Raw genomic sequence first — 12,087 nt, forward strand, 5'->3', positions numbered from 1 at the left:
CTTTATATAGATATAAGCGAGCTAATGGTATAGCTTGCTGTATTTAACTTGGACAGTAGGACGCCGTCTACAATAAACGTACCTAGTCTAAAAAGTCGGTTAAATTATTGACCAGCGGCGAAACCCAGGTAAGTAACCGACTCACACATAACACTATTGTGCCCAAGTAGCCGCTGCCTCGCTTGAATAGGCGAGGGCGCATCAGGCAGATGAGTTGTACTAAAAGACGCCCATACTGCGAAGCTGATTGAGTCAAGTGTACAATCAGCGATCTTTCCTATAGAAGACCATGCCACCATTACCCTAGAGGAGAGCTCGTGGAAACTTCCCCAGAACAGTTGTGGAGCCAGGTATTGGAGCGTTTACAGCTACAATTAAGCCGACCCACCTTTGAAACCTGGATTAAGACAGCCAGCGCCGAGCAACTGACGGATAACTGCTTGGTGTTGCGTACTCCCAACCCTTTTGCTAGAAATTGGTTGCAAAAATACTACATCAAGACGATCTCAGATGTGGTACAGGATATTTTAGGCCAACCAGTGGAGATTCAACTGTTGGTCACTGCCGGGGATGATCACTCTCCCATTAGCGATACCGGAATTTCCTGGTCTGTTCCTATTGGCAGCAGTGTTTCAGAGGGTATATCGAATTCCCCGCCGAGATTGCCGGAGTTAAATCATAAGTATGTTTTTTCTCGCTTTGTTGTGGGTTCTAATAATCGCATGGCTCATGCAGCCTCGCTGGCTGTAGCAGAATCTCCAGGACGTGAGTTTAACCCTCTGTTTTTATGTGGGGGTGTGGGCTTAGGCAAAACTCATTTGATGCAAGCTATTGGTCACTTTCGTTTGGATAAGTGCCCGGATTCTAAAATCTTTTATGTCTCTACTGAGCAGTTTACCAATGACTTGATTGCGGCGATTCGCAAAGATAGTATGCAGAGTTTCCGCGAACATTATCGGACAGCCGATGTCCTTCTGGTCGATGATATTCAATTTATTGAGGGTAAGGAATATACCCAAGAAGAGTTTTTTTATACATTCAATACTTTGCACGAGGCGGGGAAGCAAGTTGTATTGGCGTCAGACCGTCCTCCGAATCAAATTCCCCGCTTACAGGAACGCCTATGTTCCCGTTTTTCGATGGGTTTAATTGCTGATATTCAAGCCCCGGACTTGGAAACGCGAATGGCTATTTTGCAAAAAAAGGCTGAGTATGAAAATATTCGTCTGCCGCGATCGGTCATTGAATATATTGCCACTCACTACACTTCCAACATTCGCGAACTAGAGGGAGCATTGATTCGGGCTGTGGCTTATGTTTCAATTTCGGGTTTACCGATGACCGTAGAGAATATTACACCGATTTTGAACCCCCCGATTCCCAAGGTCAAAGCTTCTCCCGATACTATTTTAATGACGGTGGCAGATGCGTTTAATGTCTCAATCGAAGATTTGAAGGGTAACTCTCGACGCCGAGAAATTAGTTGGTCTCGGCAAATTGGTATGTACTTAATGCGGCAACATACAGATTTGAGTTTGCCCAGAATTGGTGAGGAATTTGGTGGCAAAGACCATACTACGGTGTTATATAGTTGTGATAAAATAGGCCAACTGCGAGAGAGTGATGCTACAGTGGATCAGACCTTGCGTCAGTTGAGCGATCGCATCAACCTAACCAGCCAAACCAAAAATCAAAATTGAACCTTTTTAGCCCTATCGAAGGCAACATCAAAAAATTAATATTTCTTAATCTATTGGCTTGTCCCTTTTCAGACGCTTAGCCTTTATACTCAAATGCTCGGAGAGAAGTCGTGGAAAATCTCTGAGTAAGTATAAATACTTTGTGGAAAAACTAGCTTACTTTTCCACAGTTTTTCCACAATCTGAAAGTCTACAAACGATTGATTCAGAATGAGGTTGTGTGGTTTTTCCACATTTTCCACAGCCTTGAGGATGAAGCAGACGAATGACGAAAATGTGAATGGAGAGCAAAGCCAGACGTTGACCAGAATCAAGCACAGAATTATCCTGAGTATTGCTCTTGGGGATTGACTGACCTGATGAAACGTCTGGTTCAGTTCTACCCGTAGCCCTGTAATCGTAGTCATTATTTGAACCACAACCTGAGCGACATATTGTAATTTTTATGAAACTAATTTGTACTCAAAGTGACCTCAACACCAACCTCTCACTGGTAATACGGGCGGTTCCTTCTCGTCCCACTCATCCGGTGTTGGGAAATGTTTTATTAACCGGGAATCCAGACACTCAACAGGTACGCCTCACCGCCTTTGATCTCAGCCTTGGCATTCAAACCAGCTTTGCGGCGAACGTCCTGCAAGGTGGAGAAATTGCCATACCTGCCAAACTGCTCAATGATATTGTTTCACGTCTACCTGATGGGGAAATTACGTTAGAGGACGAGGTCGGGGAAACCGTCAACGAGACAGAGACGGACAGACGGATTGTCACCTTAACTTCGGCTTCTGGGCGTTACCAAGTCCGAGGCATGAGTTCTGAAGAGTTTCCAGAACTGCCCCAAATTGCAGGGACAGCCGTCTCTCTCCCTGTAGAAGCCTTGGTTGATGGATTGCGGGGTTCTCTGTTTGCCACGAGTTCTGACGAAACCAAGCAAGTGCTTACGGGAGTTCACTTCACCATGCAGCAAGATACTTTAGAATTTGCCGCAACTGATGGTCACCGATTAGCGGTAGTGAAAACTACAAATCAAGCGGTTGCCGATAGCGAGAAGGCAGACGAAGAGGGTTCAGCCGCAGAAGACTCAAAAGCATCACAGAACAGTTACACTCCCTCTAATGAGGCTTCTCAGCTAGAGCTGACTGTACCCGCCAGAGCCTTGCGGGAGTTGGAGCGAATGTTCGCACCGCACCAACCCACCGATACAGTTGCCCTTTACCTAGAGCCGGGTCAGATTATTTTTCAAGGGGGAAATCAGCGTTTAACCAGCCGCACCCTGGAAGGGCAGTACCCACCTTATCATCAACTCATTCCACGTCAGTTCCAGCGTCAGCTAACGATTGACCGGCGTCAATTACTTAGTTCAGTCGAGCGGATTGCGGTTTTGGCTGACCAAAAAAATAATGTTGTCAAGTTCAGCATTGATAGTGTTAACCAACAGCTTTCTTTATCAGTAGAAGCTCAGGATGTGGGTAGTGGGCAGGAATCGATGTCAGCCCAAGTTACGGGTGAAAGCATTGATATTGCCTTCAATGTCAAGTATTTGATTGATGGATTAAAAGCTCTTTCTACGTCTGATATTCAGATACAAATGAATGCCGCTAATAGTCCTGTCATTTTGACACCGCTAGGGGGACGCAAGATGATTTATTTGGTAATGCCCGTGCAGCTTCGGAATTAAACTTGGGACGATAACTGATATCATTGGAGCCAGAGTTAGAACCGCTTATTTTCTAGCCATTTTATAATCATTTTGGCTTCAATAGTAGGATTTTATGGTTCAACTTACAAAGCAAAGTTTAGCTATCATTCCTCTTGATCAATCCTAATATTTAACCATGAATAGCCATAAGACTGATGCAGATAAGGGGCATATTTTAATTGTCGATGATACCCCAGAAAATCTGCAAGTCTTATCAAATACACTTTCTAAGCAAGGCTATAAAGTCCGGTGTGTGGTCACAGGACAAATGGGCATTCGAGCCGCACGTTCGGCTTCACCCGATTTGATTCTACTCGATATCCGAATACCGGATATGAATGGATATGAAGTCTGCGAACAACTCAAACGTGACGCACAAACATCCGAAATTCCCGTCATTTTTCTCAGCGCTTTAGATGAAACATTGAATAAGGTAAGAGCCTTTACTGCTGGGGGAGCAGATTATATTACCAAACCCTTTCAGGTTGAAGAAGTTTTGGCACGGGTTGAACATCAACTAATAATTCGTAAGCTCACCAAGCAACTTCAATCACAAAACGAACAACTGCAACAAGAGATTGAAACTCGTAAACAATCCGAGACTCGATTACAGCAAGAAGTGGCAGAACGTCAGCGAGCCGAACAAGCTCTGCGCCAAGCTTGTGACGCCCTAGAAGCCAAAATTGAACAACAGCTAGCCGAGCGCGAAAAACTGCTTGTGTTGTTGAATTCTCTGCAAAATCCCTCCTACGTCTATCAAGTTGGAGGTTCTCTACCTCCGAGTGCTCCCAGCTATGTCAAACGTCAGGCGGATGGGGAATTATACCAAGCTCTCTTGCGAGGAGAATTTTGCTATGTATTGACTTCTCGGCAAATGGGCAAATCGAGTCTGCGGATACGAACCATGCACCGTTTGCAAGCAGTAGGTGTCCGTTGTGGCTCAATTGATCTAACTGCGATTGGTACGCAACAAGTTACTTCAGAACAATGGTATGCCTCGGTTGTCGGCTACCTAGTTAACAGTTTCCAACTCAAATTTAATTTACGTGCTTGGTGGCGCGGTAACGACAGCGTGCTTCGCGCTGAGTTATCATCTGTAAGCCGCCTGAGTGAATTTTTGGAACAGGTGCTGTTGGTCGAAATTCAGCAAAATATTATCATTTTTATTGATGAAATTGACAGCGTACTCGGCCTAGAATTTCCAATTGAAGATTTTTTTGCCCTGATTCGAGTCTGCTACAACAGACGGGCTGAAAATCCAGCCTATAAACGCCTTACCTTTGCCATGTTTGGTGTTGCCATGCCCACGGCTTTAATGACTGATATCAACCGCACACCCTTTAATATTGGACGTGCCATTCATCTAGCTGGATTTACCTCTGATGAAATAACTTCTCTGGTGTCAGGATTAGCTGGAATTGTGAACCACCCTGAAACGGTTCTTCAAAAAATATTGTATTGGACAGGAGGTCAGCCTTTCTTAACTCAGAAGCTCTGTTATTTTGTCCGAATGGCCGGTAAAAAGCAAGGTAACAACAAGGATGACGCGGCAAGTGTTGTGACCTCGTCGTCCCTCCCCCTCTGTGCATCTTCTTCCCCAAGTGACGAGAGCTGTTGGGTGGATCAATTAGTACATACTTGTATCATCGAAAATTGGGAGTCCCAAGATGAACCAGAACATCTTAAGACCATTCGGGATCGGATTTTTCGGTGTTCTTTGGGCAATCAATTTATAAAAAATGAACAATGCGCCGATCGTATACTGAGGATTTATCAAAAAATTTTACAAAATCAAAGCGTAGTAAGCGATGACTCCCCGGAGCAAGTTGAATTACTCCTTTCGGGATTGTTGGTGAAATGTGATAGCACACTTAAAGTGCATAACCGAATTTATCAAGCTGTTTTTAATTTGGAATGGGTGAACAAGCAGTTAGAAAAATTGCCATCCTATACGCCGATGTTTTCAGCTTGGCTTTCCGCCATACCGTTGTCCGGAGTATAGCTTCAGCTCAAAGCATCCATTTATTGCTTGAGCAAGTCGAGTTACTGGTACACAGCTAGGCTTGGAATGTGGGAATATCAAAAGATGAGTACTTAGGTCGCAGGGTTGAAAACTGCTTAAGCTTCATACTTCATACTTCCTACTTCATACTTTTCATGACTTCTGTACCCAATCACCGCCCCAAAAACCTCTCCCTAGGTCCTTTGGAAACAGAGATTCTCAATCTCGTCTGGGAACTGGGTTCTGCCACTGTTAAGGATATACATGAACGAATTTTGGCTGACCCTGATCGGGAGTTAGCTTACACTTCGGTGACTACCGTCCTGCGTCGCTTGACCCAAAAAGGCTGGCTGAGTTGCGATCGTCCTTTGGACGCTGCCAGGGGCGATCGCCAAGCGCGTGCTTTTCGTTGGACACCCTTAGTCTCTCGTGCAGAGGCGCAGGTACTCCAATCCCATGACCAACTCAATCGATTTCTGGCTGTTAGTAACCCGGATATTGTAGCGGCTTTTGCCGATCGCCTGGATACTGCCAGTTTAGAGCAAATTGAGGCGATCGCACTTCGGATTCAAGCCGCACGTCGAGCTAGAGAGGAGCAGGAGTGATGCATCTAATCATGATTTTGACGGCGTTGAGCCTAGCTTGGTTGCTGCGATGCCGTTACTCTAAAGCCACAGGGAACTGGATTCAGCGCTGGCAAAAAACTCTATTATTATTTCTCTTACCCCCCTTATTGCTGTTAATGACAGCGCTCGCGGTGCTGTTGATGGGGCCACAAGGACAAATGATTGGCCTGCACACCGACGGGTTTAGTTACTCTCTAGTCCTAGTCAGCGTCGGTTTAGCCGTTGGTTTTGGTGTACATTTAGCGGCTCAGGGATGGCAGTCTATCCACAAGATTCGCACTTACCCACAAGTTGACCTAGATGGTCAATCGGCTCGTCTTCTCGATCACCTGACTTTATTTAGTGCTCAGATTGGCTTTTGGCAACCAGAACTGGTGGTGAGTCAAGGACTGCTCCAGACCTTAAAACCTGAGCATCTTCAAGCTGTTTTAACCCACGAACAAGCCCATTACTACTATAGGGATACGTTCTGGTTCTTCTGGCTGGGTTGGTTGCGCCAGATCACGCTATGGTTACCCAATACAGAAGCTTTGTGGCAAGAACTTCTGTTATTACGAGAACTCCGTGCAGATCACTGGGCACGCCAACGTGTAGATAGTTTATTGTTAGCCGAATCGCTACTCATGGTGGTGAGTGCCCCCATGATGGTATCGGAAAATTTTTGCGCTGCCTTTAGCCGTGCAACTCCCCATAATCGCTTACAGGAGAGGATCGAGGCGCTCTTAGGCGAGAGCGAATCTCCGACTCCGTCACCTTCTTGGACTTGGAGTTGGGTGTTTTTATCCCTGCTGCCTTTGATGGCTGTGCCCTTTCATAGTTAAACAGGGCGATCGCTTTAGGGGCATCAGGAGCGGGAGTTCATTGGAGGACGGGAAAACGGGAAATCAAGCAAAAGTCTGCTATCTGTGACGGCAACTTGATATAACCATGACTATTTGCATAGTCTGACCATGACTATGTGCATAACCGTACCATAAAATTAATCTATCTATTGGCTGGTATTAAGGGCGAATAGTTTAAATATTATTAAAATTAAGCAGACGTAATAGTCTATATAAAGAGCAACTCAAATGTGATCGGAAGTTGCTAGTAGGTTGATGAGGCAAAGCGTGAATTTTAGAATTTGGTCTTGGAGTAAACATCCATGAAGACCCAGTCTCTCGAATTCACGATACTCCCAGCCAAGACAGATGCTTAATTTTTTACTGATGACAATATCAACTTCGCTAATGTCCTGATTGGAATCTCTCTTCGTGTACTCCAAATCTCCATCTGCTCAATGGTTTACGGCTCAAATTTATACAGCCGAGCGATATAGTAAAGTCTCACCACAACAGGGAAAATACAAACAAGAATTTTCCTGGTTACTGCTGCTGTTTATCCTGATGCCCTTGCCATTTTTGACCGGGTGTAGTGGATCGTCGAAAACCGGAGCCGAGGCTCAATCAACCTCTTCTAGAAGCAAAACAGAGAAAGGCGGCATAGCAGTGGATGTCGCGATCGCAAAAACTGGAATCATCGAAGAACCGTTAAATTTTATCGGCTCCACCCAACCCGACAGACAAGTATCACTCCGCGCTCAGGTGGAAGGACGCCTCCTCAGTCTACAGGTTGATGTGGGTGACCCGGTGAAAAAAGGTCAAATGCTCGCTCGGTTAGATGATTCCTTACTCGTTACTAGCGTCACTCAGGGACAATCCGAACTGGCGGCACTCCAATCAGAAGTAGCACGCGCCCAAACTCAAGTGACCAATGCTCGTTCCCAAGCCGAACAGGCAAGGGCAGAACTAAAACAGGCACAAGTGGATGCACAACGATTGCGATCGCTCTCCGCTGCGGGTGCCATTACCAAACAACAAGCCGAATTAGCCCAGACAGAGGCTGCCACCGCTCAACAAAGACTCAATTCTGCGATCGCCCAAATTGCCACAGAACAACAAGCGGTAGCAGCCGCTCAAGGTCGAGTGGAAGCCCAACGCGCTGCGATTGCTCAGGCCAAAGAACGCCAATCCTACGCCCTGCTAGCTTCCCCGATTACTGGTGTAGTTTTAGAAAAAATCAGCGAACCCGGAAATCTAGTACAGCCAGGAGGCGAAATTTTACGATTGGGAGACTTTAGTCGTGTCAAAGTCGTGGTTCAAGTGTCCGATCAATACCTCTCAAAGATTCGAGTAGGGCAATCCGTGAAAGTGCGATTGGATGCCCTTCCCAACGAGGAATTCACCGGGCAAGTCACTCGTATTTTGCCCTCCCCCACAGCGAGTACGACGGCTGTTCAGATACCCGTAGAAATCACCATTCCTAATAGTAACGGTAGAATCGGCTCTCAACTCAGAGCAGAAATCAACTTTGAGTCCAACACACAGCCTCGTGTGGTGGTACCCCAATCTGCCCTACAAGGAGAGAGGAACAAGGGAAGTCGAAGCTCTGCAAACTCCCAAAGCCCCAATCCCCAATCCTCTAAGGGGACAGTGTTTGTCGTCACGGGCGAAGGAAACCAAGCTACAGTAAAGTCTCGTCCCGTGCAAGTCGGCAGCAGTGCCAACGGACAGGTTGAAATTCTATCAGGGTTAAAGCCGGGAGAACGCTTTGTTAGCGGCAGTACAAAGCCATTGAAAGATGGCGACTCGGTGCGTCTGAGTATACTCTCACAAAGCCCAGAAAAACAGGAGCAGCGCTAATGCAGAACTCTGGGAAATCGGGATTTAGCCTGAGTGCGACCTCGATTCGCCAACATATTGGCACCCTCATGCTTACCCTCACTGTTATCGTGCTGGGGGTATTTTTCCTCGCCCAACTTCAGGTTGATTTGTTGCCATCGATTACTTATCCCAGGATTGGTGTGCGGCTGTCTGCACCTGGAGTCTCGCCAGAAGTAGCGGTGGAGGAAATCACCAAACCTTTGGAGGAAGCCTTAAGCGCCACCGAGGGAGTGGTGCAAGTGTATTCCCAAACCCGTGAGGGACAGGTGAGTTTAGACCTGTATTTCAAACCTGGGGGTAATATTGATCAAGCTTTAAACGATGCTACGGCTAGCTTTAACCGCGCTCAAGGCCGGTTACCCGATATTGTTGAACAGCCGCGATTGTTCAAGGCTGACCCCTCTCAGTTGCCGGTTTATGAATTCGCCTTGCAGTCACCTTCGTTGCAGGATGTTGATTTGCGCGTGTTTGCTGATGAAGAACTCAGTCGCGAACTTGGCGTTGTGGATGGGGTGGCAGCAGTCGATGTTTCCGGTGGCGTCCAAGAAGAAGTGTTAGTTGAAATTGACTCAAGTCGCTTACAGTCGTTAGGCATTGGGTTAACCGATGTGTTGAATCAACTGCGCGATCGCAATCTGGATGTGTCTGGTGGGCGTCTGCGAGGAGGAGACTCAGAACCCCTAACCCGTACTGTCGCTCGCTTTCGGGACGCACGAGAAATCCGCGATCTCTCGTTTGAAGTTTCTGCCAGTGGTTCGTCACTTGCCGCTATTAATGGCGAACAATCAGCCTCAGGTAATCAGCAATCGGCAAACCCCACTCGTCGTGTTTACCTGCGAGACTTTACTCAAATTATCGACGGGACGGAAGAACAACGGGTGTTTGTTTTCCTGAATGGGGAACCGGCCGTTAAGGTCAGCGTGCAAAAGCAGGCAGACGCTAATACGATTGAAGTCGTCGATGGTGTGAAAAAACGCATCCAAGAGTTGCGTCAATCGGGTTTGATTCCGGAAGATATGGAGATTGTTTCCACATTGGACGAGTCTGTCTTCATCCAGAACTCAATCTCCAACGTTACAACATCGGGTTTGATTGGTGCGGGTTTAGCAGCCTTTGCCGTTTTGCTGTTCCTGGGTTCTCTCAGGCAAACCTTAATTATTACGATCGCCATCCCTCTAGCCACCCTAGCGGCAATTATTTTAATGCAGCTATTTGGCCTATCCATCAACGTGTTCAGCTTGGGGGGTTTAGCCTTAGGAGTCGGGATTGTCGTCGATAATGCGATCGTCATGCTAGAAACCATCTCAGAAGGTGTCGGCATGACTCCAGGGCAAACGACCCCCACTCGTTTAGGGGCTAGTCAATTGATTGACCAAGCCGTCAGGAGTTCACAGGAGGTTGAATCCGCATTAGTTGCCTCTACCACTACTAACTTAGTTTCAGTCCTGCCGTTTTTGCTGATTGGTGGCTTCTTCGCGCTGCTATTTAATGAATTAATTCTCACCATCAGCTTTTCTGTCGCCGCTTCTTTATTAGTGGCGCTGACGGTTGTGCCAGCGATCACCTCACGCCTCCTAGCCGTGCGCTGGTCAAGTGGAGCGAGCAACTTTTGGCCGTTACGCCAGTTTAACCTGCGGTTTGAGGCGGCGACGAGAGGTTACATGAGCTTTTTGGGATTAATCCTGCGTTTTCGACTCCTGGTTATTGTGCTTGCCTTCCTGATTCTGGGCGGCGGCAGTGGATTTTTAGTGGGTCAAATTCCTCAAGAAATCTTACCCCGCATTAGCACAGGGCAGGCATCCCTATTTGCTCAATTTCCTCCCGGTACGACAGTGGCAACAAACCGCAAGGTGATGAGTGTGGTGGATGAAATTCTCCTACAACAGCCGGAAACCGAGTATGTCTTTACCACCTCCGGTGGTTTTCTGTTCGGCAGCAATACGTCGGAGAATGCTTTGCGGGGTTCGAGTAATATCACCCTCAAACCGGGTACTGATATTGATGCGTTTGTTGAGCGTGTTACTAAAGAGTTCAATAAGCTGAATTTAGTGGGGATTCGTCTGCGAGTGAGTCCGGGGCAGGTGCGGGGTATCGTCCTGACAAACTCCCCCGTCCGAGGCGCAGAAGTTGATGTGACTCTCCAAGGAACCAATCCCCAAAAACTGCAACAAGCTGGACGACAAGTGCTGGAAGCTCTCGATGAGCGAGCCACCCTAGTACGCTTTCGCCCAGATGCTGACCCCCGGCAACCGGAAGTGCAAATCCGCCCAGATTGGGAACGTGTGGCAGAATTTGGGTTAACGGCAAAAGACATTGGGGACACGATTCAGACTTCCATTCAGGGTTCAGTCCCAACTCAGCTACAACGAGGCGATCGCTTAGTGGATGTGCGGGTACAGCTCAATCAGGAAATCTTGCAACGTCCGACCCAGTTGGCGCAGGTGCCCTTACTGATCGAGAACAATAGCCAAATTCGTTTGGGAGATGTGGCGACGGTTAGCAAAGGAGAAGCGCCAGGTGAAATTCAACGGATTAACCAACGGCAAGTGTTCCAGATTGCCGGAAACTTAGCTGAGGGAGCAACGTTGAGCGATGCGATCGCCCAAACAAACACTGTTCTCGCTTCGATCAACTTACCCGATGGCGTCTCTGTACTCCCCAGTGCCACCCAAGAAACCAATCGACAGTTGCAAAATTCTCTCAAGATTTTGGGGGGATTAGCGGCATTCTTGGTTTTTGTGGTGATGGCGGTACAGTACAACTCGTTGATTGACCCTTTGGTGATCATCCTGACGGTACCTCTTGCCTTGGCTGGGGGAATTTTTGGACTTTACATTACCAAAACGGCAATTGGCGCAACCGTACTCGTGGGGGCAGTATTGTTGGTGGGGATTGTCGTCAACAATGCCATCATCATGGTAGAGTTAGCCAACCAAATTCGTGAGCGCGAGGACATTGACCGCAAAACAGCCATTTTGAAAGCGGCTCCGCAGCGCCTACGACCGATTATGATGACTACCATTACGACGGTCTTGGGCTTATTTCCCCTAGCGTTAGGTATTGGGGAAGGCTCAGAATTTCTGCAACCTTTGGGCGTTGTTGTCTTTTCGGGTTTATCTTTAGCAACACTTTTAACCCTATTTATCATCCCCTGTTTCTACGTGCTGCTGCATGAGTTTCCAGGGGAAAAGAAGCCACCCCGCAAGCGGCGGGTTGTGGATAAAAAATCATTAGAAACCGTTTACCGTCACTCTCCTGATAATTAAATTTCGGACATTTGTAATATAGGATACTATCCTCAATGGCGTTTGGCTTCCTAGAACTCTATCTATATAGATAGTCCCTCACTCCGAGGCAC

The 12,087-nt window shown here is 47.2% G+C and carries 8 protein-coding genes; 7 read left to right on the forward strand and 1 reads right to left on the reverse strand.

The window, feature by feature from the left end; all coding sequences use genetic code 11:
• The first annotated feature begins 317 nt into the window (after positions 1-317).
• Positions 318-1,700 (forward strand): chromosomal replication initiator protein DnaA, encoded by a 1,383-nt coding sequence (gene dnaA, locus MIC7113_RS00005; protein WP_015180113.1) that lies wholly within the window; start codon positions 318-320, stop codon positions 1,698-1,700.
• An 89-nt stretch (positions 1,701-1,789) separates the two neighbouring features.
• Here the strand turns inward: dnaA and MIC7113_RS00010 are convergent, their stop codons facing one another.
• Complete coding sequence (locus MIC7113_RS00010; protein ID WP_015180114.1) at positions 1,790-2,107, reverse strand: hypothetical protein; 318 nt, start codon at positions 2,105-2,107, stop codon at positions 1,790-1,792.
• A 38-nt stretch (positions 2,108-2,145) separates the two neighbouring features.
• Between MIC7113_RS00010 and dnaN the strand changes: the two genes are divergently transcribed.
• The 6 genes from dnaN to MIC7113_RS00040 all read left to right on the forward strand — a co-directional run bounded on the left by dnaN (position 2,146) and on the right by MIC7113_RS00040 (position 11,995).
• The gene (gene dnaN, locus MIC7113_RS00015) at positions 2,146-3,378 is read left to right on the forward strand and encodes a DNA polymerase III subunit beta (RefSeq protein WP_015180115.1); all 1,233 of its coding nucleotides are present in this window, start codon (positions 2,146-2,148) and stop codon (positions 3,376-3,378) included.
• Between the two features lie 157 nt (positions 3,379-3,535).
• On the forward strand, positions 3,536-5,401 hold the full coding sequence (locus MIC7113_RS00020) for an AAA-like domain-containing protein (RefSeq protein WP_015180116.1): 1,866 nt from the start codon (positions 3,536-3,538) through the stop codon (positions 5,399-5,401).
• Positions 5,402-5,556: 155 nt separating this feature from the next.
• Positions 5,557-6,006 carry a BlaI/MecI/CopY family transcriptional regulator gene (locus MIC7113_RS00025; protein WP_015180117.1) on the forward strand — a complete coding sequence of 150 codons (450 nt, stop codon included), beginning with the start codon at positions 5,557-5,559 and terminating at the stop codon, positions 6,004-6,006.
• On the forward strand, positions 6,006-6,848 hold the full coding sequence (locus MIC7113_RS00030) for a M56 family metallopeptidase (protein WP_015180118.1): 843 nt from the start codon (positions 6,006-6,008) through the stop codon (positions 6,846-6,848). The genes MIC7113_RS00025 and MIC7113_RS00030 overlap by 1 nt, the downstream gene beginning before the upstream one ends.
• Positions 6,849-7,280: 432 nt before the next feature.
• The gene (locus MIC7113_RS00035) at positions 7,281-8,708 is read left to right on the forward strand and encodes an efflux RND transporter periplasmic adaptor subunit (protein ID WP_015180119.1); all 1,428 of its coding nucleotides are present in this window, start codon (positions 7,281-7,283) and stop codon (positions 8,706-8,708) included.
• Entirely contained in the window at positions 8,708-11,995 is a 3,288-nt protein-coding gene (locus MIC7113_RS00040) for an efflux RND transporter permease subunit (RefSeq protein ID WP_015180120.1), read from the forward strand. Before MIC7113_RS00035 ends, MIC7113_RS00040 begins: the two co-directional genes overlap by 1 nt.
• The last annotated feature ends 92 nt before the right edge of the window (positions 11,996-12,087 follow it).

The sequence above is a fragment of the Allocoleopsis franciscana PCC 7113 genome (genome assembly GCF_000317515.1).
Taxonomy (GTDB): domain Bacteria; phylum Cyanobacteriota; class Cyanobacteriia; order Cyanobacteriales; family Coleofasciculaceae; genus Allocoleopsis; species Allocoleopsis franciscana.

Excerpts from the sequence above, each read along its gene's own strand:
- MIC7113_RS00010 (WP_015180114.1), bottom strand. The coding sequence starts at position 2,107 with ATGACTACGATTACAGGGCTACGGGTAGAACTGAACCAGACGTTTCAT.
- dnaN (WP_015180115.1), top strand. The coding sequence starts at position 2,146 with ATGAAACTAATTTGTACTCAAAGTGACCTCAACACCAACCTCTCACTG.
- MIC7113_RS00020 (WP_015180116.1), top strand. The coding sequence starts at position 3,536 with ATGAATAGCCATAAGACTGATGCAGATAAGGGGCATATTTTAATTGTC.
- MIC7113_RS00025 (WP_015180117.1), top strand. The coding sequence starts at position 5,557 with ATGACTTCTGTACCCAATCACCGCCCCAAAAACCTCTCCCTAGGTCCT.
- MIC7113_RS00030 (WP_015180118.1), top strand. The coding sequence starts at position 6,006 with ATGCATCTAATCATGATTTTGACGGCGTTGAGCCTAGCTTGGTTGCTG.
- MIC7113_RS00040 (WP_015180120.1), top strand. The coding sequence starts at position 8,708 with ATGCAGAACTCTGGGAAATCGGGATTTAGCCTGAGTGCGACCTCGATT.